At 69.3% G+C, this 25,955-nt stretch carries 27 protein-coding genes; 14 read left to right on the top strand and 13 right to left on the bottom strand.

All coding sequences use genetic code 11. The annotated features are described in order from the left end of the window. From ABZ478_RS24045 to ABZ478_RS24000, 10 genes are all read right to left on the bottom strand, one after another. Window positions 1-434, bottom strand: a 434-nt coding sequence (locus ABZ478_RS24045; RefSeq protein ID WP_359552594.1) for a response regulator transcription factor, incomplete at its 3' end; no start/stop codon positions are given. Next, window positions 388-1,119, bottom strand: a complete 732-nt coding sequence (locus ABZ478_RS24040; protein ID WP_359552592.1) for a phosphatase PAP2 family protein — start codon at window positions 1,117-1,119, stop codon at window positions 388-390. The genes ABZ478_RS24040 and ABZ478_RS24045, both read right to left, overlap by 47 nt. Next, window positions 1,116-1,724, bottom strand: coding sequence for a phosphatase PAP2 family protein (locus ABZ478_RS24035; protein WP_359552590.1), 609 nt, complete (start codon window positions 1,722-1,724; stop codon window positions 1,116-1,118). The genes ABZ478_RS24040 and ABZ478_RS24035 overlap by 4 nt, the downstream gene beginning before the upstream one ends. After that, window positions 1,721-2,389, bottom strand: coding sequence for a DedA family protein (locus ABZ478_RS24030; protein ID WP_359552588.1), 669 nt, complete (start codon window positions 2,387-2,389; stop codon window positions 1,721-1,723). Before ABZ478_RS24030 ends, ABZ478_RS24035 begins: the two co-directional genes overlap by 4 nt. 423 nt (window positions 2,390-2,812) lie before the next feature. Then, window positions 2,813-3,331, bottom strand: coding sequence for a hypothetical protein (locus ABZ478_RS24025; protein WP_359552586.1), 519 nt, complete (start codon window positions 3,329-3,331; stop codon window positions 2,813-2,815). Between the two features lie 131 nt (window positions 3,332-3,462). Further along, the gene (locus ABZ478_RS24020; protein WP_359552584.1) at window positions 3,463-6,927 is read right to left on the bottom strand and encodes a type ISP restriction/modification enzyme; all 3,465 of its coding nucleotides are present in this window, start codon (window positions 6,925-6,927) and stop codon (window positions 3,463-3,465) included. A gap of 207 nt (window positions 6,928-7,134) precedes the next feature. Beyond that, window positions 7,135-7,488: an ASCH domain-containing protein gene (locus ABZ478_RS24015; protein ID WP_359552582.1), complete on the bottom strand. Its 354-nt coding sequence runs from the start codon at window positions 7,486-7,488 to the stop codon at window positions 7,135-7,137. After that, window positions 7,485-8,606: a hypothetical protein gene (locus tag ABZ478_RS24010; protein WP_359552580.1), complete on the bottom strand. Its 1,122-nt coding sequence runs from the start codon at window positions 8,604-8,606 to the stop codon at window positions 7,485-7,487. Before ABZ478_RS24010 ends, ABZ478_RS24015 begins: the two co-directional genes overlap by 4 nt. A 45-nt stretch (window positions 8,607-8,651) precedes the next feature. Continuing rightward, window positions 8,652-9,047 (bottom strand): hypothetical protein, encoded by a 396-nt coding sequence (locus ABZ478_RS24005; protein ID WP_359552579.1) that lies wholly within the window; start codon window positions 9,045-9,047, stop codon window positions 8,652-8,654. A gap of 32 nt (window positions 9,048-9,079) precedes the next feature. Next, entirely contained in the window at window positions 9,080-9,496 is a 417-nt protein-coding gene (locus tag ABZ478_RS24000) for a hypothetical protein (protein ID WP_359552577.1), read from the bottom strand. A gap of 119 nt (window positions 9,497-9,615) precedes the next feature. Between ABZ478_RS24000 and ABZ478_RS23995 the strand changes: the two genes are divergently transcribed. The 4 genes from ABZ478_RS23995 (at window position 9,616) to ABZ478_RS23980 (ending at window position 13,451) form a co-directional block, all read left to right on the top strand. After that, complete coding sequence (locus ABZ478_RS23995; RefSeq protein WP_359552575.1) at window positions 9,616-10,659, top strand: hypothetical protein; 1,044 nt, start codon at window positions 9,616-9,618, stop codon at window positions 10,657-10,659. Further along, a complete protein-coding gene (locus ABZ478_RS23990; protein WP_359552573.1) occupies window positions 10,656-11,345 on the top strand; it encodes a YdcF family protein in 690 nt (229 codons plus the stop codon). The genes ABZ478_RS23995 and ABZ478_RS23990 overlap by 4 nt, the downstream gene beginning before the upstream one ends. Continuing rightward, window positions 11,287-12,081, top strand: coding sequence for a WbqC family protein (locus ABZ478_RS23985; RefSeq protein ID WP_359552572.1), 795 nt, complete (start codon window positions 11,287-11,289; stop codon window positions 12,079-12,081). The genes ABZ478_RS23990 and ABZ478_RS23985 overlap by 59 nt, the downstream gene beginning before the upstream one ends. Before the next feature lie 65 nt (window positions 12,082-12,146). Next, the gene (locus tag ABZ478_RS23980; RefSeq protein ID WP_359552606.1) at window positions 12,147-13,451 is read left to right on the top strand and encodes a site-specific integrase; all 1,305 of its coding nucleotides are present in this window, start codon (window positions 12,147-12,149) and stop codon (window positions 13,449-13,451) included. 74 nt (window positions 13,452-13,525) lie between these two features. Here the strand turns inward: ABZ478_RS23980 and ABZ478_RS23975 are convergent, their stop codons facing one another. After that, a complete protein-coding gene (locus ABZ478_RS23975) occupies window positions 13,526-14,167 on the bottom strand; it encodes a hypothetical protein (protein WP_359552570.1) in 642 nt (213 codons plus the stop codon). Window positions 14,168-14,467: 300 nt separating this feature from the next. On the opposite strand from ABZ478_RS23975, the gene hemL reads away from it, so the two are divergent. The 8 genes from hemL to ABZ478_RS23935 all read left to right on the top strand — a co-directional run bounded on the left by hemL (window position 14,468) and on the right by ABZ478_RS23935 (window position 22,661). Then, window positions 14,468-15,787 (top strand): glutamate-1-semialdehyde 2,1-aminomutase, encoded by a 1,320-nt coding sequence (gene hemL, locus ABZ478_RS23970; protein WP_359552604.1) that lies wholly within the window; start codon window positions 14,468-14,470, stop codon window positions 15,785-15,787. Then, entirely contained in the window at window positions 15,784-16,488 is a 705-nt protein-coding gene (locus ABZ478_RS23965) for a histidine phosphatase family protein (RefSeq protein WP_359552569.1), read from the top strand. Before hemL ends, ABZ478_RS23965 begins: the two co-directional genes overlap by 4 nt. A gap of 114 nt (window positions 16,489-16,602) precedes the next feature. After that, window positions 16,603-17,916 carry a hypothetical protein gene (locus ABZ478_RS23960; protein WP_359552567.1) on the top strand — a complete coding sequence of 438 codons (1,314 nt, stop codon included), beginning with the start codon at window positions 16,603-16,605 and terminating at the stop codon, window positions 17,914-17,916. A gap of 103 nt (window positions 17,917-18,019) precedes the next feature. Then, complete coding sequence (locus tag ABZ478_RS23955) at window positions 18,020-18,610, top strand: TlpA disulfide reductase family protein (protein ID WP_359552565.1); 591 nt, start codon at window positions 18,020-18,022, stop codon at window positions 18,608-18,610. Between the two features lie 16 nt (window positions 18,611-18,626). Then, window positions 18,627-19,388: a cytochrome c biogenesis protein CcdA gene (locus tag ABZ478_RS23950; protein WP_359552602.1), complete on the top strand. Its 762-nt coding sequence runs from the start codon at window positions 18,627-18,629 to the stop codon at window positions 19,386-19,388. Window positions 19,389-19,391: 3 nt separating this feature from the next. After that, window positions 19,392-21,089 carry a cytochrome c biogenesis protein ResB gene (locus tag ABZ478_RS23945; protein ID WP_359552563.1) on the top strand — a complete coding sequence of 566 codons (1,698 nt, stop codon included), beginning with the start codon at window positions 19,392-19,394 and terminating at the stop codon, window positions 21,087-21,089. Next, window positions 21,086-22,186, top strand: a complete 1,101-nt coding sequence (gene ccsB, locus ABZ478_RS23940; RefSeq protein WP_359552561.1) for a c-type cytochrome biogenesis protein CcsB — start codon at window positions 21,086-21,088, stop codon at window positions 22,184-22,186. The genes ABZ478_RS23945 and ccsB overlap by 4 nt, the downstream gene beginning before the upstream one ends. A 25-nt stretch (window positions 22,187-22,211) precedes the next feature. Continuing rightward, window positions 22,212-22,661: a hypothetical protein gene (locus tag ABZ478_RS23935; protein ID WP_359552559.1), complete on the top strand. Its 450-nt coding sequence runs from the start codon at window positions 22,212-22,214 to the stop codon at window positions 22,659-22,661. A 39-nt stretch (window positions 22,662-22,700) separates the two neighbouring features. Here the strand turns inward: ABZ478_RS23935 and ABZ478_RS23930 are convergent, their stop codons facing one another. Next, the gene (locus ABZ478_RS23930) at window positions 22,701-23,675 is read right to left on the bottom strand and encodes a zinc-binding dehydrogenase (protein ID WP_359552558.1); all 975 of its coding nucleotides are present in this window, start codon (window positions 23,673-23,675) and stop codon (window positions 22,701-22,703) included. A 120-nt stretch (window positions 23,676-23,795) separates the two neighbouring features. On the opposite strand from ABZ478_RS23930, the gene ABZ478_RS23925 reads away from it, so the two are divergent. Both ABZ478_RS23925 and ABZ478_RS23920 read left to right on the top strand, forming a co-directional pair. After that, window positions 23,796-24,119, top strand: coding sequence for a transcriptional regulator (locus tag ABZ478_RS23925; protein ID WP_359552556.1), 324 nt, complete (start codon window positions 23,796-23,798; stop codon window positions 24,117-24,119). A gap of 110 nt (window positions 24,120-24,229) precedes the next feature. Next, complete coding sequence (locus tag ABZ478_RS23920) at window positions 24,230-25,177, top strand: DMT family transporter (RefSeq protein WP_358928370.1); 948 nt, start codon at window positions 24,230-24,232, stop codon at window positions 25,175-25,177. Here ABZ478_RS23920 and ABZ478_RS23915 read toward each other — a convergent pair. Further along, window positions 25,074-25,955, bottom strand: coding sequence for a LysR family transcriptional regulator (locus ABZ478_RS23915; protein ID WP_359552555.1), 882 nt, complete (start codon window positions 25,953-25,955; stop codon window positions 25,074-25,076). The genes ABZ478_RS23920 and ABZ478_RS23915 overlap by 104 nt on opposite strands.

Genomic DNA, 25,955 nt, shown 5'->3' with positions numbered 1-25,955 from the left:
CGACTCACCGGCGAGAACACCATCTCCTGGCGCGACCCGACATCAACAAACCAAGCCCGCATCACGGGATGAAACAACGGGCGAAAACGACCTCTCAGCCGGGCGGCGAGTTCGGCGAGGTGGAAGGGCTTGGGCAGGTAGTCGTCGCCCCCCGCGGAGAAACCCGCCAGGCGATCGGTGAGCCGGTGACGGGCGGTCAGGAAGATCACGGGCGCGAGGCAGCCGTTGGCCCGCATCGCCTGGCACACGTCCCGTCCGTCCGCGTCGGGCAGGCCGACGTCCAGGACGGCCGCCGCGATACCGGTGGTGGCCAGCCGCAGGGCGGTCGCGCCGTCGGCGGCCGGGACCGGGTCGAAGTCCTCCTCGTACAGGCCGCGGCGCAGGACGTCACGCAGGGCGTGATCGTCCTCGACCACCAGGATCCTGGGGCGCATGGTCCTCCGTCGGTCTCGCGGCCGGGTCGGTCGGGCGGGTGAGGAAGGAGGCGGGCAGCAGGTGGGCGGCCGCGCACAGGCACGCCCCCAGCCAGCCGGCGGCGAACAGCCAGCCGCCCATGACGTCGGTGAGCCAGTGCACGCCGAGAAAGCAGCGGGTCAGTCCCACGAGCAGGCCCCAGCAGCCGACGGCGATCCGCAGCGCCGTGCCCCCGCGCGGGGCCCGCAGGGTCAGCGCGACGATCAGTGTTCCGGCGGTGAGAGCGGCCGTGGTGCTGTGCCCGGAGGGGAACGCCCAGCCGCTCGCGTGTGTCGCCCAGTCCCCGTACGGCGGGCGGAGCCGGTGGACCAGCTCCATCACGCCGTACCGCAGCGCCTGCCCCAGTCCGAGGCAGCCCAGGCAGAGGGCGGCCGCGAGCAGCCGCTGCCGCGCGGTGCGTCCCGCCACGGCGCCGGCCACGGCCACGAGGACGTAGGGAACGACACCCGTACCGGTGTTGGTCACGCCCCGTGCCACCGCCACGGCCACCTCGGGGCGGTGGCCGACCGCCCAGGTGAGGAAGGTGTCGTCCAGCCACAGCGGTGAACCGCCCCGGCCGACGACGACCATGGTCAGCACCGCGAACGCCACCCACGCCCCGAGGCCGGCGCTGCCGGCCAGTTCGGCGGTGTCCTCGCGGCTCACGAGACCGACAGCAGGGGACGCAGCGGAGCCGCCGAGGCCATCAGCCGGGCCAGTGCCTCGGACCGGCGCCGGACCAGGGGCATCGCGGCGAGCGCGACGAGCCCGCCGACCACCAGCCCGGTCACGACGTCGTGCGGGTAGTGCACGCCGATCCAGACCCGGGAGGCCGCCATGGCGACCGCCGCCACGCAGGCGACGGCGCCCGGCCGCCGGGAGACGAACAGCAGCGCCACCGCGGCGGCCGCCGCGATCGCCGCGTGATTGCTGGGGAAGGACCAGTCACCGTGCGGCGGACACGCCTCCAGGGTTCTCACCGGCAGGCTCCGGCACGGCCGGTCCTCGTGCACGGCCGACTTCAGCGCGGCGTTGACGCCGTACGCCAGGACCACGACCAGCGGAACGGCCAGCGCGGTCACCGCCGCGGCCGCCCCGGACCGCCGGGCCCGCCACCAGACGAGCAGCATGAGCAGGGCGAACACCGCGAGCCCGTAGTCCGACCACACCGTCACCGCGGTGTCCAGCCGGCCCGGCGAGTGCCGCGCGAGATCCGTCACCTCCCGGTAGGCGGAGCCGTCGATCGACGCCCCGCCGAACGCCAGGATCATCCGCGGGCCTCCTTCTCCTTCGCACGCCCGCGGCCGCGGTAGAGCTCGGCGGCGAGCGGGATCAGCGACACCACGACGATCAGCGCGACCAGCGGGAGCAGATAGCGGTCCACGTTCGGGATCGAGGAACCCAGCGCGTAACCCGCCAGGGTCAGGCCGAGGCTCCACACCAGACCGCCGATCACCTGCCACACGGTGAACGCCCGGAGGGGCACCTCCAGCGCTCCCGCCAGCGGGTTGAGCACGGTCCGCACCACCGGCACGAACCTCGCCAGGAAGATGGCCTTGGCGTGCCCGTAGCGCCCGAGCAGCTCCTCCGCCCGCTCCGCGCCCTCACGCAGCCGCGCCGAGCGGCTGCGCGCCAGCAGGGCACCTCCCGCCCGGCGCCCGATCAGGTAGCCGCACTGGGCGCCGGCCAGCGCGCCGAACGCCGCGGCGGCCAGCAGCGGCCCCAGCGACAGGTGTACGCCGTGCCGCCCGGAGCCGGTGCACAGCAGGCCGGCCGTGAACAGCAGGGAGTCACCCGGCAGGAAGAAGCCGATCAGCAGGCCGGTCTCGGCGAACATCACCACGCCGACCCCCAGCACGCCGAAAGCGGCCAGCAGCGACTGCGCGTCGAGCGGGTTCACCGCGAGCTGCGACGACAGAACCACGGGTGTGGTCATCGGCATGAGTCCTCTCCGGGCGCACGGCACCCCAGCCGTCTACAATTCCGTAGACTGTCTACGGTACTGTAGACGACCGCACGGCGCGGATCGTTCCTCCGGGCCCGGAACGACGAAGGCGGGGCCCGAAGACCCCGCCAGGGAGAGAACCAGGAACAGTGAGACGCCCGCTCAGGGCCAGACCAGGCAGTACGGCTGGTGCCCCGCCTCGTACAGCCGGTGCGAGAAGTCCTGCCACTCGTGCAGCGATTGGGGGCGGGAGGGCGCTGACCTGGTATTTCGCAGGGGAATGTGCGTTGACCTGGGAAAACTCCTCGCGGTAGTTCTCACGGGTCAACGCCGTTTCCCGGGCTCATGTGCCCTGGATGTGCCCGCGCAGAGTGGAGCGTTTGGCCAGCCATCACCGGTTGCATTCGTCGATGCTCAGTGTTGCGGAAGCCGCCACAGATGCGTTCCTGCGCGAGCTCGGTCCGCAGGAGTCTCGCGGACGAGGTGGTACAGGTTCTCGAAGTACTCCTGCCAGCGGTTCGGATCCGGCATGGCGTTCTGCGCCCTCTTCGCACGCTCGGCCTGCACCAGCGGTTGCAAGCTCTCCCAGACCGAGATCACCGACCCACCGAGGTATCCGGAGACGGGTTCGATGTCCACCACCCCGTGGGCGACCAGAGCCCCGAGATTGTCGTAGAACCAGGCTAGTTCACGGACTAGATGCCGATCATCCTCGGGTAGCCCAGCCAGTCCGGCTGACAGGTCATAGGCAGACAGCTGTTCGTGCACGACCTGCCGTGCCTGTGCCAGCCGCACGCTTCGATGCTCGCGGAAGAGATCCACAAGTACGGGCAGCGTGTTGGCATGCTCGGTCAGCCGCAGTTGTCGAAACGAGACGGCCCCGGTCACTGCGAGCGCTACCAGCGACACCACGAGGGCTGCGATCTCCAACATGCCTCCGTTAACAGCTGTTGTATTCCCGGTCCCTACCCGTGTCGCATTGAGGCCGATCGAAGAACGCGATGCAGCCTCTGGCGAGGGAGCCGTTGTGGATGCGGTGTGGTACTGGCTACTGGCGCAATCAATCAGGCCGGGCCGCGACGCCGTCGAGCGCGTGGCCCGGGGTGCACGGGTGAGTGCGGCTTGGGCTGCGTGGTATCCGCGGGGTCGTTCGGGAGAGACAGGGGGTCGACGGGCCCTGGCAGTTGGGCATCGACTGTCTCCATGCCAGGCAGAAACGCGTGGTCGGGACCGGTGTGAGCGTGCTGGGCGCGCTCGGGTACCGGGAGGATGCGGCGGCGCGTGAGTTCAGCGACGTCGATCAAGGGGGCGGCGACGATCCGGTTGAGGAGTTCCTCCTGATGAGGTTCCAAGGCAGTGAGATGCCTGAGTACGGCAAGGATTTCGACGAGTTCCCGGCTCCAATCGGGTTCCCAGCGCTCGGGGCGTTCGCGGTCGAGATCACTGGTTATTTTGCCGGCGGTGCGGTCGCTGCGGTAGGCGAACCAACTGTCGAGTACGTTGCGCCCGCCCGTGGTGTAGTTGCGCATGCGTGGGGTGACACCGGTGAAGATGCCGCCCTCGATGACAAGGTGCTGGCGTTCGCTGTCATAGCTGACGGCCGATGGGAGCGTGTCGGGCGCGACTTCTTGGGCGTACATGATCTCGGGGTGTAGGCGCCGCCACCAGTTCGCTTTGCCTGCCGGACGGCCGTCGTCGGGTTTGATACAGCGTGCGCCGAACGTTGAGGCCCATAAGACGTGCTGTCCCAGGCTGATGGCATCGTGCCAGAGGCCACGATCGGCGGTCAGGGGGACACGTACGCCGAGGGAGTTGAGGTCCTCCGCGTAGCGCTCGGTGAAGGCGGGGTGGGCGGTGACGGCTGCGACATAGGCGAGCAAGTCCTCGGGGAGGACTTGCTGGAGGCCGTAGGAGTTGGCGAGGTGGGGTAACAGCCCTGGGGTGATGTTGGGCGTGTGGTCGGCGTGCATGAGCGGCAGGACGCGGCCGCCGTTTCCCTTGAAGTAGTCATTGTCAGGAACGAGGGCTGTGAATAACAGCGCCGGGCCGGTCTGTAGGCGCTGGGTGTGCTGTTCGACTACGAAAATTTGTCCGTCGATGTCGGCCTGCCACAACTCAGGGCGGGAGCGGTCGATGACGCGGCCGTCGGGTATGAGCCACTGGCGGTCCAGGGCTCTGCGGGCGATGCGCAACGGAGTGGGGCAGGGGCCCTGCTCGACACGCAGGAGGGTCGACGGGTGGGGATGACCTGGGATCTGGAGGGCTTCCTTGTCCAGGGTGCGGTCGTGGGTCTCTTTGAACAGTTCCTGTTTCGTGGCGGGATCGCGTTCTTGGACAAGGCGGTTCCAGCGTCGGCGCAGGACGGCTTTGGAGGGGCTGATGACCCAGTTTCGGTTGGGTTTGATGCCCGGCTTGCACCAGGGCATTAGCTCGGTGAGGGTGGGGAAGGTGTCCCACCCGCTCTGGGAGGCGGGTGTGAAAGGGACGGGCTCAACAGGCCGGGAAGTGCGCCAACCGGGACCGTTAATGTGCAGGTTGTGCAGTTGCTCCTCTTTGCTCTGGCGGGTGCCGTGAAGGGCCGTGTAGTGGACGGGGGCCAGTGCGTCTTGTCGCTCGCCTTGTCGACGGACGAAAATGGCGACGGCCAACTCCTGTTGGACGCCAGGGAAGAAGCGGCTGTTGAGCGGGGGCCTTTTGGTCTCGGGTGTGAGGTCGATGACCCAGCCCTCGGTGCAGGTGCGCCGCAGATAGGAGCGCATGCCCTGGAAGCCGGCCCCGCGGATGAATCCGCCAGTGCTGACGAAGCACACGACGCCGTGACGGTGATCGCCGTGCTGGTCGAAGACTTTGTGTGTGGCCCAGCGCCAGAAGTAGGTGCACAGGCTCTTCAGCTTGTTCTCGTATACGCCTGCCGCACCACGCAGCCGGAAGTCGTCCAGGGGCGGGGCACCGCGGCCCGGCGAGCCCTTCTCGATCCATCCGCCCTGGCCTTCTGCCTGTTCGCGGTGGGGAGGGTTGCCGATGACGACGGTGATGCGCTCGTTGCGCTGGATGGTGCTGGCCGCCTCGGCGTCGTCACGTAAAGGGCCCCACAAGGCGCCGTAGCGATCGAAGAGTTCACTGGGCCGCCATGGATCGGCGAGAGTGTCGGCCAGGTGCAGGCGCATATCACGCAGCCGGACCCGGGCATTGAGGTGCCGCAGCATCTGCCCCACGCGCATCTGAGCGACGGCAAAGGCGCCCATCTGCTTTTCGAACCCGATCAACCGACTGGCGAGTTCTTGCACGGATTCGGCGCGGAAACCTTCGTTGCCACCCTCGGACTGTTTGCGGGCGACGAGGTCGATGATGCCGGTCAGGAAGGTGCCGGTTCCCATCGATGGGTCGATGATGGACACACCAGGGTCGGCGAAGCCATCCGGGCAATCCAACGTGTTGGCCAGCACCTCGTCAACAAGGCGGATCATCTCCGTCACCAGCGGGGCAGGGGTGTAGTAGGTACCGGAGTCCTTGCGCAGGTCGGCGTCGTACTCCTGCAAGAAGTGCTCGTAAAGATGGACGTGGAAGCCGGGTTCGCCGGCGAGGGAACTTCTCCAGTCGATGGCGTCAATGACGCGGACGAGCATGTCCAGACTGTCGCGGAATTCTCCCTCGACCTGGTCGGTGAGGATCTGCAAGGCGCGGCCCATGACGGAGTGCTCAGCCCCGAGGCGTCGGCCTACCTCGTGCAGGCTCATACCGACCAATGCCTTGTCATTGCGGCCAGAGTTGTCGGAACCGGCCAGCAGGAGAGCGAAGGTGACGGACTGTGCGTAGCGGTCAGCGAAGGTCGCCCGTTTGTCCCGGTCATCGGTGGTCGGGAAGAGGTCAACCTCAAGCGTGGAGGCCAGATCGGTGAACGGACGCTGGTGGCGTGGGAGGCTCGCTTCGGCATCGAGGCGGTCGTGAACAGCATCACGCAGAAGCGCGCACAGCGGGGCGACATGGGCGACCACCTCCCGCATCGACGTGAGCGGCTTGGGCTGCCAGCCGAAGAACGCGACGAGCATGGCCTCGAAGGCGGTCTCACTGGCGGTCGGTAACCGTAGGCGGGAGCCGGCGCTGCGCAGATCCCCCTCGAAGTGGATGGTGTCGCCGTACTGCCGACCGGAGCGGTACATGATCCATGTCTGACCGTTCGTGTAGATCAGGTTGGGCAGTTTCGCCATGCCTTCCCATTGACGGCGGTCACGCTGGTTCAGACCGCCGGGATGGATCACGCTCTTGTCGGGGCTCTTCAGCTCGACATAGCCGACGATGTTGCGCGGCAACTTTCCAATCCGCACCGCAAGGTCAGGGCGTATCCGATGCGCGGCGATGGCCACCTCAGCGTGTAGGACCGCTTGCAGCCCTAACACCCCTGCTGCGTCGACGAGAAGGGTTTCTACCGCTCGGCGGATCGCGGCTTCCTTCTGTCCGTGCAGCAATGCCTGCTTACACGTCGCACCGAATTCGCTGACGATCCGCCGAAACCGGTCCTTGCGCTGCATCCCGCCCCCCGAGGTCAGCACACTCCGCATCTTCCTCAACTCACGGTAAACACGACATCACTCCTCGTCGAGAGTGCCGCCCAAGGTGCCGAGTGCGATGGTCCCCGCTCAGCGGCAGCGGCTTCGATGAGGGAATCGCCTGACTGGGCGGTGGTGCTGGACGGCAGGAGCGGGGGCGATGCCCAGACGAGGGCTGCTCGCAGTGCGTCAGCCGCTGAGCTTTATCCCGATGGCCAGGACGCCGAGGGCTTCCTTCTCGGGTGGGTAGATCTTCCGGATGTTGGTGAGTTGTTCGTCGCGGGTGGCCGTCGGGTTGACGTTGTCCGACCCCTCGCCGTCGAGCATGGCTTCGAAGTCGGCGTACTCGGTGACACGTTGGATGTTCACATGGCAGGTCTCGTCGGTCCCTTTGATCCGGAAGCGGATGGTGTCGCCAACGGCGAGGTCGGCGAGGTGGGGGTATTTGACACGTACCTCGATGGTCTTGGTGCCTGCGGCTACGAGGTCGAAGTACTGGCGGTAGAGGTTGAGTTCTCGGACGCGTGGGGTGGTGTTGCTCATCGGGCGGGGATGCTCCTGGGTGCTGGTGTGGTGATCAGGCGACCGATCTCGGCCGCGGAGTACGAGCGGAAGAAGTGTCGTGGGTCGGACAGCAGAGTTTCGGCCGTGGCCAGCAGTTGATCGGCGTACTCGGAGACGGTGCCGGGCCATTGCCGGGTGTCGAACATCCAGTCGGCGGCGCCTTCCGGCACGGGGTAACGGCCATCGCGGATGAGGGACTTGGACAGCTTCGCGCCGGTGTCGGTGACGACCTGCGGGCAGAAGAGGCGGGCGGGGAGTTGGGCGCGAGTGAGGCCGACGGCCTGGAGAGCTTCGTCGACGAGGAGGGAGCCGAAGATCCAGTCGCCGCCCTTGACCATGACGTGCAGAGTCCCATAGAGCGGTGCGCCGGTGAGGGCGAGTTCCTTGACGAGGTTGCGGTAGAGGGTGGCCAGGTCGAGGTACGCACCGGCGGTGGGTGTGATGGTGGTTCGGTAGGGGCCGTGGTGGAGGCAGACTGCGGCGACGGTGGCTTCTTCTCGGTCGGTGAGATGGACTCGTGTGTGTTCCGCGTGCTTCTCCGCCCAGCCGCAGCCTGTGTGCGGGCAGGGGATGCGCAGGTGCGGGGTGCCGGTGGACGGGGCGAGCCACCAGCGGGCGGCGTCGAGGCGGGGGAGCAGTCGTAGCCAGGTTCGGCGGAAGTGCTCGCTGGCCTGCTGCTGGGTGTAGGTCTCGATGCGGTGCGGGATTCCCAGGCGCCGGGACAGCGCCGTGAAGAGGGGTTGATAGAGGGCGTTGACGAGGTCGGCCACGGCCGTGTCGCCGAGGGCTTGGGCATAGGCGCGTTGGTAGCGGTGGCCGCTGGCGGGGTCGATGGCCAGTTCGTACGGGGCGTTGTCGAGGGCGCTGAAGAGGACCTCGGTGGGGATGCCGAAGCGGTCGCGCAGGCGGGCGGCTATGGCGAAGGCCAGGGACTGAACGAGGGAAGTGCCGATGTGCGGGGCACCGTTGATCTGGGTGCCTACGACGAGCACGATCCGCTCGGATGGGGTGGCCAGGATGCGTGGGGTCAGGATGTCCTCGGCGCGGAGAAGTGCGTTGGCGAGAACGGTGTTCGGTGAGACGAGGTGGGTTGTCACAGGTGTCCCCTTGAGGTTGGGGCAGAAAGGCGTTGGGCCCGGGTTCTAGAGGTAGACGCAGGCGTGCGCTTCGCCCTTGGCCGCGGTGACGTACGGGTGCTGGAGAGCAGCGCGTAGGGCGTCCGTGTCGGTGAGGGTGTCGTCGTCAGGCAGCTCGCACCACCCGCCGAACCAGTCGTCGAGCAGCTCCAGGCCGGGTGCGACGAGCCAGGAGTTGGTGGAGAGGTGCCGTACCGGCAGATCGTCCCAGCTGGTTGCGGTGCCGGTCGGGACGGCGTAGTAGAGACGCCCGTTGGGCCTGTCGTAGAGCACGGGGCCGACGGAAGTACCGACGCAGCGCAGGTAGGCCAGGGCCAGGAGGCCGATCTCGGCGGAGGTGCGCACGGCGTCCCAGCCGTCGCCGACCTTCAGCAGCCGCAGCCCCGGCACGTCGTTCACCATGGGAGCCCTTCGCAACGCGTCACGCACGGACATCACGCATCCCCCTGCGGCCGGAAGCTGTGGCTCGTGCCGAGCGAAGAGGCGGATTCCGTGGTCGGCGTGAGGCGGCGGATCACAATCAGACGAGCACCTGCTGCTGCTATCTGCCGCTCGCGCTCGGTGCCGAGGCCCTTCGGGCCGAGGTGGCTGAGAGCCGGAACCACGGCACCGTAGGCATCGGGGAGTTCGAGCGTGTCGAGCAGACCGACGAAAGCCGGGGACCGGATGATCACCGTGGAATCGCGTTCGATGAAGACACCACACAGGGCCAGTTCGTGCCGTTCGCAGTACTCGGTGAGGCAGTCGACGAGCGCCGCGTGGCGGGGCAGCCCGCCGGTGACGTGGCGTAGGTAGCCGAAGACCTGGGGGAAGGCGACGGGGCGGCGTTCGGTGATGAGGTCGTCGTCCATGCCCATAGCGTCGGCCGTCGTGAACGGCCTCGAAATGACCTGCTGTTGTACTTCCGTTGCACTTCCCACCCCACGTCGTCACCGACAGTGCTTCCATACGTGACGGAGGGAGGTCATCCGTGGTCAGCGTGCAGCAATGGACAGGTCGGGAGGCGAGCGCCCTGCGCGCCGCGTTGCGTATGAGCACGCGCGCTTTCGCCGAGCACCTCGGTGTCGCGCTGCGCACGGTTGCGAAGTGGGAGAGCCTCGGCGCGGAGACACAGCCCCGACCGGACACCCAGGCCATCCTCGACACCGCACTCGCACGGGCGGATTCCGCCGCCCAATCCCGCTTCGAGGCAATGCTGTTCCCTGAGCGGAAGAGCGCGCGGCCAGCGGACTACGAGACCTGGACCGAGGACATCGAGCGCGCTGTTGTCTGCATCAGCCGTCAGGACTTCCCGTTCGCCTCAACCCTGTTGAACCGCTGGTTGGGCAGCCGTGCACCCCAGCAGCTCGACGACAAGGGTCTCTATTTGTACGGCCGTTCCCTCGTGCTCCTGGGCGACCTCCAGCGCGATCAGGGCGCGATCCTCGGCCCACTCTCCGCCCGCCACTCCTACCTGACCGCCCGCGGCATGTTCACCGAGCTCGACATCCCACGCCGGGTGGCTCAGATTGAGCTGTCCCTGGCCGTCGTTCAGGAGATGTCGGGAGAGTTGGAATCCTCCGCTCGCCACTACGAACTCCTCGCCGGGGACCAGCGCCTGAGCCCGCGTGACCGTGCCAGGGCGCGGCTGTGGGTGGGTACGGCGCTGAGCAAGGAGGGCGACAACGAGTACGCCACCAACGCGATGACGGCCGCCACTCGTGCCTTCGAGGACCTGGGCGAGCCGGAGGACTGGTCGGTCGCCCACCAGAAGCTGGCCCTGGCCCATCGCGGTGCCGGCGACCTGAAGCAGGCACTGCACTACATCGACATCGCGCGCACCACCGGCACGGTCGACTCCCCGATGCAGCGGGTGAGGCTGGACACCGCGTACGGGCACATCCTTCTGTCGGATGCGGCGACCCGGAATGATGGGCTGTCCGTCCTCGATCAGGCGGCACAGGTGGCCCGGCAGTACGGGCTGAGCCACCAGCTGCGCAGTATTGAGGGCATCCGAAAGGGCCAGCAAGGATGAGCCAGGGAGTGCCAGTGCCGGAGCACCAGCAGCGCCAGATCACCGACGAGCAGTTCCACGACGCGACGCTGATCTGGAATTACCACCAGATGGGCCACGAGCTGCGGCCCTGCTCGGCGGCGATTGGCCTGGGCAGCCACGACCTCGGGGTCGCGACTACTGCGGTCGACCTTTATCGCACTGGCCTTTTCCCGGTCGTGGTCTTCAGCGGCGGCAACAGCCCCACCACCCGCGCTCGCTTCCCGCGCGGCGAGGCCGTCCACTACCGCGAGCACGCGCTGAGCCTGGGGGTGCCGGACGAGGCGATCATCGTGGAGTCGAAGGCCGCAAACACCGGCCAGAACATCACCTTCTCTCGCGAGCTGCTGGCCGAGGCCGGGGTGGAAGTGCAGTCGCTGCTGCTGATCTCCAAGCCGTACATGGAGCGCCGCTCGTATGCGACCTGCCGCAAGCTGTGGCCCGAGGCTGAGGTCGTGTGCGCCTCCGAGCCGCTGGAGTTGGACGACTACATCAAGTCCATCGGCGACGAGAAGCTCGTCGTCGACATGCTCGTCGGTGACCTGCAACGGGTGATCGAGTACCCGAAGCTGGGCTTTGCCGTCGAGCAGGACGTACCGGGGGATGTGTATGACGCTTACGAGCGCCTCCTGGGCGCCGGCTTCGACAGCCGCCTCATCAGCACCTGAGCCGCCCAGCGCCGATGCATCGGACGAGCTGTGCGCGATCCACCAACCGAACCTGTTTCCCCGGCTGGCCACGCTGGCCAAGCTGTTCTCCGCCGACCTGTGGATCGTCCTGGGCGACGTGCAGTTCGCCCGGCGCGACTATCAGCACCGCGCCCGTCTCGCCGCCCTGGACGATCCATCCCGACAGCAGTGGCTCACGCTCCCGACGCACCTTCCCCACGGGCGCCCGACGCTGATCAGCCAAGCGCGGCTCGTTGATCCGCGTCGCTCGCGCCGGACGGTCCAACTTCTCGTCCGCCAGTACTACGGCCGCAGCCCCTACTGGGGTGCGGTGTCCGAGGTGCTGGACGCGCTCGACGACTCAGACCGTGTGGCCGACCTCGCGAGGGCATCGACGATCGCCCTGCTCAGCACTCTCGGCTGGTCGGGGAAGGTGCCGGACAGCAGCGCGATCCCGACCCGGCAAGGCCGCTCCGAGCGCCTGGCCGACCTGGCGGCAGCCACTGGCAGCACCCACTATCTGTGCGGCACGGGTGGTCTGCGTTACCTCGACGGCGCTCCTTTCGATGCCCGCGGCATTCCTGTGCTGCCCTTCCACACTCCTGTGGACAACCTGCTCTGGCGGTGGGCCCGTCGATCCAGCAGCCTGTGGGCCCTGAGCAAGATCGGGCCCGATGCGTTGGCCGACCAGCTGGCCGCCCAACGAGAAGCCCACCATCCTGGAGCCCACGCGTGACCGAGCCCACCACCAAGGAACCGGACAAGAAGCCCTTCCTGTACGTCGTCGTCTGCGCGTGCGGCATCGCTGGCGACGTCGGCAAGCTGATCACCGCAGCACAGGAACGGCCCACCGCCGACCACGGCATCGGCAAGCGCTGGCAGGTCCGTTACCGCGACCTGGACGGCCATCAGCGCAAGGAGAACTTCCACACGAAGGCCGAGGCGGACAACCGCGCCGCCGAGGTCGACGTCGAAATCCGGCGCGGCTCCTACGTCGTCCCGGCCGAGACGAAGCAGACGCTCGGCGCCTACGCGCAGAAGTGGCTCGACGCGAACTCCGTCGGCCCGACGACCGCGCTCCGTTACGAGGCGACGGTCCGCAACCACATCGTCGAGCACCTCGGCCGACGCGAGCTGCGGTCCCTCAACCAGCCCTCGATCATTCAGGGTTGGATTCGCACGCTCCAGGACGCCGATCTGGAGGTGTCGACGATCGAGGGCATCTTCGACATCCTCTCCAGCATCCTCGGCGCGGCCGTGGAGGACGGGCTGTTGCCGAAGAACCCCTGCAAGGCGAAGTCGGTCAAACTGCCGACCGCGACCAAGAAGAAGATCGTCCCCTGGTCGTTGGAGCGTGTGCGCGCCGTCATCGCCGGTCTCCCGAAGCGCTTCCAGGCCGGCGGCAAGCTCGCCTTCGGCTGCGGCCTGCGTCAGGGCGAGGTGTTCGGCTTCGCTGTCGAGGACATCGACTTCAAGGGTGGCTGGATCCACGTCAACCGCCAGGTGCGGCTCGTCGGCACGAAGCCCGTCTTCGCCCTCCCCAAGGGCAACAAGATCCGGTCGGTGCCCCTACCGGCCCAGCTTGCCCTCGCCGTCAAGGCCCACATGAAGGAGTTCCCGGCGGTCGAGGTCACCCTGCCCTGGGCCAAACCGGACGGTGAGCCGAAGACCTTCCGCCTCCTCTTCGTCGACCAGAAGGGGCGGGCCTACAACCGCAGCGTCTTCAACATGGGCGACTGGAAGCGTGCCCTGGCCGCCGCCGGCGTGATCCCTCCCCGTGAACGAGGCGCGCGCTACCTCCAGGCGGCCCCCGAAGACGGCATGCACGCCCTCCGGCACGCCTATGCCTCCGTACTCCTGGACGCGGGGGAGAGCATCAAGGCGCTCTCCGAGTACCTCGGCCACTCGGACCCGGGCTTCACGCTGCGGACGTACACGCTCCTGCTGCCGTCCAGCGAGACCCGCACCCGCAAGGCGATCGACGACGCCTTCACGGAAACGGAAGCCGAGGCGGAAACGGAAGACGACGGCGGCCCGCCCGCCGCCCAGGGCACATCAGCACCCCCAGCAAAACCAATGTGCCCTCAATGTGCCCTGGCCGCCTGACGGCCCCCTCCGCCACCAAAAGGGCGAGGCCCGAAGACCCCGCCCAACCGCAAGAAACCCCAGCTCAGAGCCGATCAGGGCCACACGAGGCAATAGGGCTGATGCCCCGCCTCATGCAGCCGGTGGCTGAAGTCCTGCCACTCGTGCAGCAGCTGGTACACGTTGAACGCGTCCCGGGGGCCGCCGCGGTCCGGGACCGTCGACCAGATGAACGCCGCCGCGCCCACCGCCTCCTCGCCGATGCCGCGGAGCGGGTCGACGACCGTCATGGGGAGCTTGACGACGGCGTAGTCGGGGTGCAGGACGACCAGCTCGAGCGGCGGCACCTTGTGCAGGGGGACGCCCTCGATGCCGGTCAGCACCATGGCGGCCATCGTCTCCGGCTTGATCTTGGTGAACATGCCGTTCATCCCCAGCTCGTCGCCGCCGAGTTCCTCGGGACGCATCGAGATGGGGACGCGGGCCGCCGTCGCGCCGTCCGGCGCGCCGAAGTATTTGTACGTCACCCCCACCCGACCACCATTTCTGCTTCCCGCCGACGACCGGTCGATCCGCCGGTCGTTCCGCTCGGACTCACCCGGAACATCCTGTGTCTGACGTGCGTCGGCCTGACGTGCCTCGGTCGTCTCCTCCACCTCGCGCCGGTGCCTTCCCCGCCGGGCGCGCCGAGGACCCAGGTCGTCAGTCCCCTCGCCCAGTCCGCCACCGCGATGCATATCTCCACCCGACTGCTTTTCTAGGACGCGTGGCCCCCGCCGCGCAACCCGATCATCGTGTCAGTGACCTCCCCCACGGCCGCCCGCCGAAACGTGCGGTGAAACACCAGTCCGCGGGATCAACCCGGTCACTGATCACTACGTGCCGTATGAGCTGTGTGTATCAGCTCTCAGTCTCGCAGATGGCGCGGCCGTGACCCGGAGGTCGGCCGCTCGATGCGCGGGCCGCGGCCTACCCTGAGGGGGTCACCACCCGAACCGGAGTCCGAGAGGCCGGAGAAGCCGCACGTCATGAGTGCCATGAGCGAACTGCCCTATCCCTACGAAGCGCCCGTGTCGCAGGCGCTCTTCGACCGTGCGTCGGCCGTCACGCCGGGCGGCGTGAACTCCCCGGTGCGCGCCTTCCGCGCCGTGGGCGGCACGCCCCGGTTCATGGTCTCCGGCAAGGGGCCGTACCTGACCGACGCCGACGGGCGGGAGTACGTCGACCTGGTGTGCTCCTGGGGGCCGATGATCCTCGGCCACGCGCACCCCGAGGTGATCGCCGCCGTGCAGGAGGCCGTCGCCCGCGGCACGTCGTTCGGCACCCCGGGCGAGGGCGAGGTCGCCCTCGCCGAGGAGATCGTCGCGCGCGTGGAGCCCGTGGAGGAGGTGCGGCTGGTCAGCAGCGGCACCGAGGCGACCATGTCGGCGATCCGGCTCGCCCGGGGCTTCACCCGGCGGGCCAAGGTCATCAAGTTCGCCGGCTGCTACCACGGCCACGTGGACTCCCTGCTGGCCGCCGCCGGGTCCGGTGTCGCCACCTTCGCGCTGCCCGACACGCCCGGCGTCACCGGCGCCCAGGCCGGTGACACGATCGTGCTGCCGTACAACGACCTGGAGGCCGTGCAGGAGGCCTTCCACCGGCACCCGGGCGAGATCGCCTGTGTCATCACCGAGGCCTCGCCGGGCAACATGGGCGTCGTCCCGCCGGCCCCCGGCTTCAACCAGGGGCTCAAGGACGCGTGCCGCAGGCACGGCGCCCTCTACATCTCCGACGAGGTGATGACGGGCTTCCGGACCAGCCGCGCCGGGTGGTACGGCGTCGACGGGGTCAAGCCCGACCTGATGACCTTCGGGAAGGTCATGGGCGGCGGCTTCCCCGCCGCCGCGTTCGGCGGCCGGGCCGACGTCATGGCCCACCTCGCGCCCGCCGGGCCCGTCTACCAGGCCGGCACCCTCTCCGGTAACCCCGTCGCCACCGCCGCCGGGCTCGCCCAGCTCCGGCTGCTCGACGACGCGGCGTACGAGACGGTCGACGCGGTCTCCGCGCAGATCCAGAACCTCGTCACCGAGGCGCTGGGCAAGGAGGGCGTCGCGCACCGGCTGCAGACCGCCTCCAACATGTTCTCCGTGTTCTTCACCGACCGGCAGGTGCGGGACTACGAGGACGCCAAGCGGCAGGAGTCGTTCCGCTTCACCGCCTTCTTCCACTCGCTGCTGTCGAACGGCGTCTACCTGCCGCCGTCGTCCTTCGAGTCCTGGTTCGTGTCCACGGCCCACGACGAGCGGGCCATCCAGAAGATCGCCGACGCCCTCCCGGCGGCGGCCCGAGCGGCCGCGGAGGCCACGGCAGCATGAGCAGCAACGGCAGCGAGAAGGACATCACCGTCGTCCACGTCATGCGGCACGGCGAGGTCGAGAACCCGGACGGTATCCTCTACGGGCGGCTGCCCGGCTACCACCTGTCCGAGCTGGGCCGGAAGATGGCCGACCGGGTCGCCGAGCACCTCTCCACCCGGGACGTCACCCACGTCTGCGCCTCCCCGCTGGAGCGCGCGCAGGAGACCGCCACCCCGATCGCCAAGGCGCACGGTCTCGACCTGGCCACCGACGCACGGCTCATCGAGGCCGGCAACGTCTTCCAGGGCAAGACCTTCGGGGTCGGGGACGGCGCGCTGCGCAAGCCCGACAACTGGAAGCACCTCTTCAACCCGTTCCGGCCGTCCTGGGGCGAGCCGTACATCGACCAGGTCGTGCGCATGATGGGCGCGCTGCACGCGGCCAGGGACCGGGCCCGCGGGCACGAGGCGGTGCTGGTCAGCCACCAGCTCCCGATCTGGACGCTGCGGTCGTACGTCGAGAAGCGGCGGCTGTGGCACGACCCGCGCAAGCGCCAGTGCACGCTCGCCTCGCTGACGACCTTCACCTTCCAGGGCGACGGGATCGTCTCCGTCGGCTACTCCGAGCCCGCCATCGACCTGGTCCCGGTCCATCTCCGGGCCGGTGCCAAGCCCCAGAAGGGCAAGGGGACGGCTCAGGGCAAGGCCTTCGGAGCCTGATCCACCCTTTTGCCTGGCCTGTTACGTAAAGCATAAAGAAGTATCGGAACCTCCCCGATCGTCACGCCCTCTGAGTGGGTGACCACCAGCACGCGTGATGAATCGGGGATATCCATGCGCACCTTCTCCCGGACCGACCGGATGCTCTCCCGCAGGGGAGCGCTGGGTCTCGGCGCGGGCGCGGCGGCCGCCGCCTCGCTCGCCGGCTGCGGGACCCTCAAGTCCTCGGACGAGAGCGGGCGCCCGTCCGGTTCCGGCCACGGGGCCGGCGGGAAGGGCCAGGCGGGCAAGGGCGGGGGCACGGCGAGTCCGGCCCGGCCCATCGGGGACGGCTCCACCTCGTTCACCGGCCGGCAGCCGCACCAGCCCGCGAAGCCCGAGCCGCTGGAGCCGGGCCAGACCCCTCCGCAGTTCGTGATCTTCTCCTGGGACGGCGCCGGCGAGGTCGGCAACGGCCTCTTCCCGCGCTTCCTCGACCTGGCCAAGGAGCACGGCGCGAGCATGACCTTCTTCCTCTCGGGGCTGTATCTGCTGCCCGAGTCGAAGAAGCGGCTGTACGAGCCCCCGAACAACCCGCGCGGCGCCTCCGACATCGGCTACCTCAGCGACCCCCACGTCAGGTCGACCCTGACCAACGTGCGCCGGGCCTGGCTGGAGGGGCACGAGATCGGCACCCACTTCAACGGGCACTTCTGCGCCGGTTCCGGCTCGGTCGGCAACTGGACCCCGCAGCAGTGGCGGAGCGAGATACGGCAGGCCAAGGCCTTCGTGAAGGAGTGGCGGACCAACACCGGCTGGACCGACCTGCCGTCGCTGCCGTTCGACTACGACAAGGAGCTGGTCGGCGGCCGCACCCCCTGCCTGCTCGGCCAGAACAACCTGCTGCCCACCGCCCGCGAGCTGGGCTGGCGCTACGACGCCTCCTCGCCGGGCGGCCGCCAGGTGTGGCCGCTGAAGCGGATGGGGATCTGGGACCTGCCGCTTCAGCAGATACCTTTCCCCGGACGTTCCTTCGAGGTCCTGTCCATGGACTACAACATGCTGGCCAACCAGTCCGTCAACTCGACCAACGCGCCCGCGTACCGCCGCCCGGGCTGGCGGACCCAGTCCGCGCAGGCCTACATCCAGGGATTCCAGCGGGCCTACGAGACGAACCGGGCGCCCTTCTTCATCGGCAACCACTTCGAGCAGTGGAACGGCGGCATCTACATGGACGCCGTCGAGCAGGCCTTCAAGCACATCGCGCGCGAGAAGGAGAAGGGCGGGGACGTGCGGCTGGTCTCCTTCCGGCAGTTCGTGGACTGGATGGACGCGCAGAAGCCCGAGGTGCTCGCCCGGCTGCGGACCCTGGACGTGGGGCAGCGGCCGGCCGGGGGCTGGAAGGGGTTCCTGCGGGACGCCAAGTCGGCCGCGGGGAACGCCGCGTGAGGATTTGTCCGGAATGTCCCGTGTAAATAGCTCCTGAAATGCGGTTTTCCGCCCGCCAGGGGGGTGCGCGAGATCCTCGGAACAGGCATGCGAAACTTTTCACATGAGTACCCGTAGCCGCGCCGTCCTGCTCAGCGCCATGGCCGCCGTCACGGCCCTGACCCTGTCCGCGTGCGGCAACGGCGGCACCTCCGGCGGAGGCGGCAACACCAACTTCGTCACCGGCAACAACGGCATCGACACCGCCGGCAAGGGCGAGCGCGCCCCCGCGCCCGACCTGGCCGGCAGGACCATCGACGGCAAGAGCCTCGACATCGCCGACTACAAGGGCAAGGTCGTGGTCGTCAACGTCTGGGGCTCCTGGTGCGGACCGTGCCGGGAGGAGGCCCAGTACTTCGCCAAGGTCTCCAAGGCGTACGAGGGCAAGGGCGTGCAGTTCGTCGGCATCAACACCCGGGACACCAGCACCACCCCGGCGCTCGCCTTCGAGCAGGAGCACGGGATCGGCTACCCGAGTTTGTACGACCCGACGGGCAAGCTGATGCTCCGCTTCAAGAAGGGCACGCTCAACCCGCAGCTGATCCCCTCCACGCTCGTCATCGACAAGGACGGCAAGGTCGCCGCGCGGGCGCTGGAGGCGCTCGACGACACGGCGCTGCTGAAGATGCTCAAGCCCGTCCTCGCGGAGAAGTGACGTGAGCGCGACTCTCCTGCTGGCGGCCGCCGGAACGGGCCCGAACGACACCGTGCTGAACGGCGCCCTGCTGGTCGCCCTGCCGATCGCCCTGCTCGGCGGCCTCGTGTCCTTCTTCTCGCCCTGCGTGCTGCCGCTCGTCCCCGGCTACCTCTCCTACGTCACCGGTATCGCCGGCACCGACCTCGCCGAGGCCAGACGGGGCCGCATGGTCGCCGGCGCCTCGCTGTTCGTCCTCGGCTTCAGCGCCGTGTTCATCTCCAGCGGGGCGCTGTTCGGCTACTTCGGCTGGACCCTCCAGGACAACAAGGGCACCCTGTCCCGCGTGCTCGGCGTGCTCATGATCCTGCTGGGCGTCTTCTTCATGGGGCTGATGCCCTGGTTCACCCAGCGCGAGTTCCGCTTCCACAAGCGGCCGACCGCGGGCCTGGTCGGCGCGCCCCTGCTGGGCGCCCTGTTCGGTGTCGGCTGGACGCCCTGCATCGGGCCGACCCTCGCCGCGGTGAACTTCCTCTCCTGGCACGAGTCGAGCGCCGGACGCGGGGCGGTGCTGATGATCGCCTACTGCCTGGGCCTCGGTGTCCCCTTCGTCCTCACCGCGGTCGCCTTCCGCAAGGCGCTCGGTGCCTTCGGCTGGGTCAAGCGCCACTATGTCTGGGTGATGCGCGCCGGCGGCACGATGATGATCGTGACCGGTGTGCTGCTGCTGACCGGGGCCTGGGACCACCTGGTGAACGAGATGCAGAGCTGGTCCGACGGCTTCACTGTGGGGATCTGATCGATGAGCACAACCGAAACCGACAAGGCCCGCGAGCAGGACGAGCTGGGAGCCGCCGGCTCCCGGCTGTCCACCGCCCCGCAGGAAGAGGCCGTGAGCCTGCCGGGCCTCGGCGTCATCGGCTGGGCCCGCTGGTTCTGGCGGCAGCTCACCTCCATGCGGGTGGCGCTGCTGCTGCTCCTGCTGCTCTCGCTCGGCGCGATCCCCGGCTCGCTGATCCCGCAGACCGGCGCCGACGCCACCAAGGTCGACGACTTCCGCGCGGCCCACACCACGCTCGCGCCGGTCTACGACCGGCTCGGCCTCTTCCACGTCTACAGCTCGGTGTGGTTCTCCGCGATCTACATCCTGCTGTTCGTTTCCCTCATCGGCTGCATCGTCCCGCGCACCTGGCAGTTCGTCGGCCAGCTCCGCGGCCGTCCGCCGAGCGCGCCCAGGCGTCTGGACCGGCTGCCCGCCTACACCACCTGGCGCACCGAGGCCGAGCCCGAGCAGGTCCGCGAGGCCGCGCTCGCGCTCATGCGCAGGCGCCGCTTCCGGGCCCATGCCGTCGGTGACGCCGTCGCCGCCGAGAAGGGCTACGTGCGCGAGGTGGGCAACCTGGTCTTCCACATCGCGCTGATCGTGCTGCTGGTCGCCTTCGCCTCCGGCCAGATGTACAAGTCGGACGGCACCAAGCTGATGGTCGAGGGCGACGGCTTCTCCAACGCCCTGCCGCTGTACGACGACTTCAAGTCCGGCAGCATGTTCACCACCGACGACCTGTCGCCGTTCAGCTTCGGCCTGAAGGACTTCACGGGCACCTACGAGCTGACCGGCCCCAACCGCGGCACCCCGCGCACCTACCAGGCGAAGGTCACCTACAGCGAGGGCGCGGACGGCAAGGGCCGGACGACCGAGATCAAGGTCAACGAGCCGTTGAAGATCGGCGACGCCAAGGTCTACCTCGTCAGCCACGGCTACGCGCCCGTCATCACCGTCCGCGACGGCAGGGGGAAGGTCGTCTACCAGGACGCCGTGCCGCTGCTGCCGCTCGACGGCAACGTCACCTCACAGGGCGTGATCAAGGTGATGGACGGCTACCGCGACGCCAAGGGGGGCAAGGACCAGCTCGGCGTCCGGGCCTTCTTCCTGCCGACCTACGGCGGCGGCTCTTCGGTGCTCTCCCAGTTCCCGGCGCTGCTGAACCCCGTGCTGAACCTGGAGCCGTACCACGGCGACCTCGGCGTCGACTCGGGCATCCCGCAGAGCGTGTACCAGCTCGACAAGACCCACATGAAGGGCTTCAAGGACGCCAAGGGGCAGCAGCTCAGGGGGAACCTCAAGCCGGGGCAGACCCTGAAGCTCCCGGACGGCGCCGGCTCGATCACGCTCGAGAAGGACATCAAGGAGTGGGCCGGCTTCGAGATCGTCCAGGAGCCGGGCGGCGGCTGGGCGCTCGTCGGCGCGCTCGGCGCGATCTTCGGCCTGGCCGCCTCCCTGTTCATCCAGCGCCGCCGCGTCTGGGTGCGCGCGGTGCGCGGCGCCGACGGTGTCACCGTGGTCGAGATGGCCGGGCTCGGCCGCAGCGAGTCGGCCAAGGTGCCCGAGGAGCTGGGTGACCTCGCCGCGACCCTCTACGACCAGGCGCCGGGGGCACCCGACCCCGACGACGACTCCACCCCATCCCCCGCTGGACCTGCCGAAGGGGCCGAGAAGTGACTCTCGCCGCCGCAACCGAGCTCGCCGCCGCGACCAACGAACACCTGGCGAGCATCAGCAACACGCTGATCTACTCGTGCATGGCCGTCTACACGCTGGCCTTCTTCGCGTACATCGCCGAGTGGCTGTTCGGCAGCCGCAGCAAGGTCGGCCGTACGGCCGCCGCGCTGACCGCCGGCGCCGAGAGCCGGGCGGGCGCGCCCGCCGTCACCGTCAGGAGCGCCGGCGGGACCGCCGTACTGGAGCGGCCGAAGGTCGTCGTGCGCTCCGCGTCCGGCGCGCGGGACGTGCCGGACGGCCCCGGCGCGCACGGCGGTGACGAGCAGGGCGACATGTACGGCCGGATCGCCATCTCGCTCACCGTGCTCGCCTTCCTCGTGGAGCTCGTCGGCGTCGTCGCGCGCGCGGCCTCCGTGGAGCGGGCGCCGTGGGGCAACATGTACGAGTTCAACATCACCTTCTCCACGGTCGCCGTCGGCGTGTACCTCGCTCTGCTGGCGCTGCGGAAGAACGTGCGCTGGCTCGGCCTGTTCCTGGTCACCACGGTCCTGCTCGACCTCGGTCTGGCCGTGACCGTGCTCTACACCGCCAGCGACCAGCTCGTCCCGGCGCTGCACTCGTACTGGCTGTACATCCACGTCTCCACCGCGATCTTCTGCGGCGCGGTGTTCTACGTCGGCGCGGTCGCCACGATCCTCTACCTGTTCAAGGACTCCTACGAGAGCAAGCTGGAGTCCGGCGGCAAGCCGGGCGGCTTCGCGCGCTCGGTGCTGGAGCGGCTGCCCGCCTCGGCCTCGCTGGACAAGTTCGCCTACCGCGTCAACGCGGCCGTCTTCCCGCTGTGGACGTTCACGATCATCGCGGGCGCGATCTGGGCGGGCGACGCCTGGGGCCGCTACTGGAACTGGGACCCCAAGGAGACCTGGTCCTTCATCACCTGGATCGCCTACGCCTGCTACCTGCACGCGCGGGCCACGGCCGGCTGGAAGGGCCGCAAGGCCGCCTACCTGGCCCTGATCGCGTTCGGCTGCTGGCTGTTCAACTATTACGGCGTCAACATCTTCGTCACCGGCAAGCACTCGTACGCGGGCGTGTGACCGCCCGGTCGGTGACACTGGTGCCATGAGCGGTTCCATCGAACAGGGCATCAGCCAGACGCACGGGAACACGCACATACTCCACTTCCTGGTGCGGCTCCCGAGAACCATGGAAGAGGTCTGGACGGCGGTGGCCACGCCCGCGGGACTCGCGGGCTGGTTCACCGCCGTCGACGTTCTCGAGCCCAGACTCGACGGCCAGGTCGCCTTCCGGGACCTGGGCGCCGGCCGGGTCACCGCCTGGGACGTGGACCGGGTCGCCGAGTACGCCGTGGCGGACGGCCGGATGCGGTTCCATCTGGAGCGTGAACGGCAGGGCGGGTGCGTGCTGCGCTTCACCCACGAGTTCCAGGGCGAGGGCGAGTCGGAGACGGCCTGGCGCACCAGGTTCGAACGGTTGATCGAAAATCTGGGTTCCCCGTCCCCGCCGCCCGATCAGGAGGCGTCGGAGCCGCTTCCGGGGCAGTACACCTGACACCGCCGGGCGCCCGGACCGGCGCCCGGCCGCGCCCGGTTACGCCCCCACGCGCAGCAGCAGCTTGCCCGTGCTCGTGCGGGTGCCCATCAGGCGGTGCGCGTCCGCCGCGCCCTCCAGTGCGAATTCGGCCGTCACCGGCAGGGACACCGTGCCGTCGGCCACCTTCGCGAAGGCCGCTTCGGTCAGGCGGCGCAGTTCGGCCGGTGCGGTGCTCGCGAGGCTCAGGATCGAGAACCCGGAGACGGAGACGCCGAGCGGGTACAGCTCGGGCCGGCCGACGGACCACGGCTCGGCCGAGCTCGCGTTGCCGAAGGAGACCAGGCGGCCGAAGACGGCCAGGGAGGCCAGGCCCTCGCGCAGGGTGTCACCACCGACCGGGTCCAGTACCAGGTCGGCGCCCCGGCCGCCGGTCGCCTCCCGCACCCGCCGCCGGAAGTCGCCGGTGAACACCTCGTCGTAGCCGTGCTCCCGGGCGTGGGCCGCCTTCGCCGCCGAGGACACCACCCCGTACACCGCGCCGGCGCCCGCCGCCCGCGCCAACTGCCCCACCGCCGTGCCGACTCCGCCGGCCGCGCCCTGGACGAGCACCGTCTCGCCGGGCTGGAGCCGGCCCACGGAGTGCAGCAGGGCGTAGGCCGTCGGCACGACCGTCGGGAGGGCCGCCGCCGTGCGCAGGTCCACGCCGGCCGGGAGCGGGAAGACGGTCGCCGCCTCGGCCACCGCCACCTCCGCGTACGCCCCGTGCTCGGTCAGGGCCGCGACCTCCTGGCCGACGGCCAGCCCCGTGACGCCCGCGCCGAGCGCCCGGATCCGGCCCGAGACCTCAAGGCCGGGGACGAACGGCAGCCGCGGCACCCGGTAGCCCTCCGAACGCGCCTTCAGGTCCGCGAAGTTGACGCCCGCCCAGGCCACGTCGACGCTCACCTGCCCGGGCCCCGGTTCGGGCGCCTCGGCCGTCACCGCCGTCAGCACCTCGGGACCGCCGTACCGCTGGAACTCGATCGCACGCATGCCGGACTCCCCGTTCGACTCAGTGTTCAATGAAAAGCGAACACTCGCGAGTGTATGGTTTTCATCGAACACTCGGCAAGCGGGATCAGCGCGGGCCGGCACCGCGGCGAGGAGGACGGCATGGCCACGAGCAGTCACCGGGCCGCCCCGGAGCACACCCACCCCGACGAGGTGCCCGTGCTCACCGCGCTCGCCGCGCTGGCCGACCCGGTGCGCCTCACGCTCGTCCGGGAACTGGCCGGCTCCGCCGACTGGTCCCGCAGCTGCGGCAGTTTCGACGTACCGGTCGGCAAGGCGGCCCTGAGCCACCACTTCGCGGTGCTGCGCGGCGCCGGCCTGGTGGAGCAGCGCGACGAGGGCCCTAAGCGGGTGAACCGGCTGCGGCGGACGGAGTTCGACGCCCGCTTCCCCGGACTGCTCGGCCTGGTGCTCCGCGGCGACTGACCGCCGCACCCCCGGCGGCCTGCGCGCATCGGCGGCGGCGATGGCCCCATCGGCAGGACGCCCCAGCGGCTCGTGGACCGGTCCCGGTGGCCGTCCGTAGCGTCGGCGCCATGACCTCAGAGCACACGGGCACTGCCCAGCTGACCACCGCGATGATGCTGTCCGGCACCCTCGGCGTCTTCGTCGTCGAGTCCGGTGCCCCGCCCTTCGACGTCGTCTTCTTCCGCGTCCTGTTCGGCGCCCTGGCCCTCGGCGGCTACGTGCTGGCCCGCGGATGGCTGCGCGGCCACGGCTTCACCCCGCGCACCCTCGGCCTCGCGGTCCTCGGCGGCGTGTTCATCGTCTTCAACTGGGTGCTGCTGTTCCAGTCGTACGAGAACACGTCCATCTCGGTAGCCACCGTGGTCTACCACACGCAGCCGTTCTACGTGGTGCTGCTCGGCGCCCTGCTGTTCCGCGAACGGCTCACCGCCGCCCGGGTCGGCTGGATCGGCGCCGCCTTCGCCGGACTCGTCCTCGTCTCCGGGGTGACCCCCGCCGACTTCACCGGCGGCGGCGCGTACCTCACCGGCATCGGCCAGGCCCTGCTCGCCGCCCTGCTGTACGGGCTGTCCACCCTGGTCACCAAGCGGATCACCGGCGTGCGCCCGCACCTGATCGCCCTCGTCCAGGTCCTGGTCGGCATCCCCCTGCTGCTGCCCTTCGCCGACTTCGGCGCCATGCGGGGCACCGGCTGGGACTGGGGGTGGCTGGCCGGCCTCGGACTGCTGCACACCGGTGTGATGTACGTCCTCATGTACGCCGCCTACGCGAAGCTGCCCACGGCCAAGATCGCCGTACTCGCCTTCGTCTACCCGGCCGTCGCGATGGTCATGGACTGGGCGGTGTACGGCCACCACATCGGACTGGTGCAGGCCCTCGGCGTCCCGCTCATCGTCACCGCGAGCCTCAAGGTCACCCTTGCTCGGAAACCAGCCTCCGCGCCTGCTCCACGAACAGCCGGGCATGCGCCGGAAGCCGCTTCCCGGACCGCCACGCCAGCTGCGTGCGAAGCGTGAACGGCGGCTCCCAGGCCAGCCGCACAAGCGTGCCCGCCGCGAGTTCGGCGGCGACCGTCACCTCGGGCAGCAGCGCCGTCCCGAGGCCGGCCGCCGCCGCGCGCTTGGTGGCCTCGATGGTGCCGAACTCCATGAACTCCACCGGCCCCAGCGCCGCCAGCTCCCGCTCGAACAGGTCCCGGTAGGCGCAGCCCGGCTCGGTGGCCAGCAGGGGCCGGCCGGTGAGGTCGGCGGTCGCGACGGGCTTCCCGGCCAGTTCGTGCCCCGGTGCCGCCACCAGCGCCAGCGGCTCCACCGCCAGTACCGTGCTCTCAAGGCCCGGGTGTTCGGTCTCCGCCTCCATCAGGAACCCGACGTCGTAGGTGCCCTGACGCAGCGCCTGCCGGGTCTCGTCGCCGATGGTGGTGCGCAGCGCGAGCCGCACCGCGGGGTGGCGGTGGTGGAAGAACTCCAGCAGCGGGGGCAGCCGGTAGGAGGTCAGGGACTCCATGGTGCCGACGGTGAGGGTGCCGGCCGGCTCCCCGGCGCCGGTGACCGCGGCCCGTGCCTCCTCGGCCAGTTCGATGATGCGCCGGGCGTAGGGCAGCAGCCGCTCGCCCGCCTCGGTGAGCCGGATCCGGCCGCCGAGCCGGTCGAACAGCTCGGTACCCAGCGAGGACTCCAGGGCCCGGATCTGACTGGTCACACTGGACTGCGCGTACGACAGCTCGGCCGCGGCCCGGGTGAAGCTCAGGACCGTGGCGACCTTCTCGAAGGTGACGAGCAGCCTCAGTTCCAC

This window comes from Streptomyces sp. NPDC005706 (assembly GCF_040631045.1).
In the GTDB taxonomy this organism is placed as follows: Bacteria; Actinomycetota; Actinomycetes; order Streptomycetales; family Streptomycetaceae; genus Streptomyces.
The sequence above is the reverse complement of the archived record's forward strand: the minus strand, read 5'-3'. Positions and strand labels throughout refer to the sequence as shown.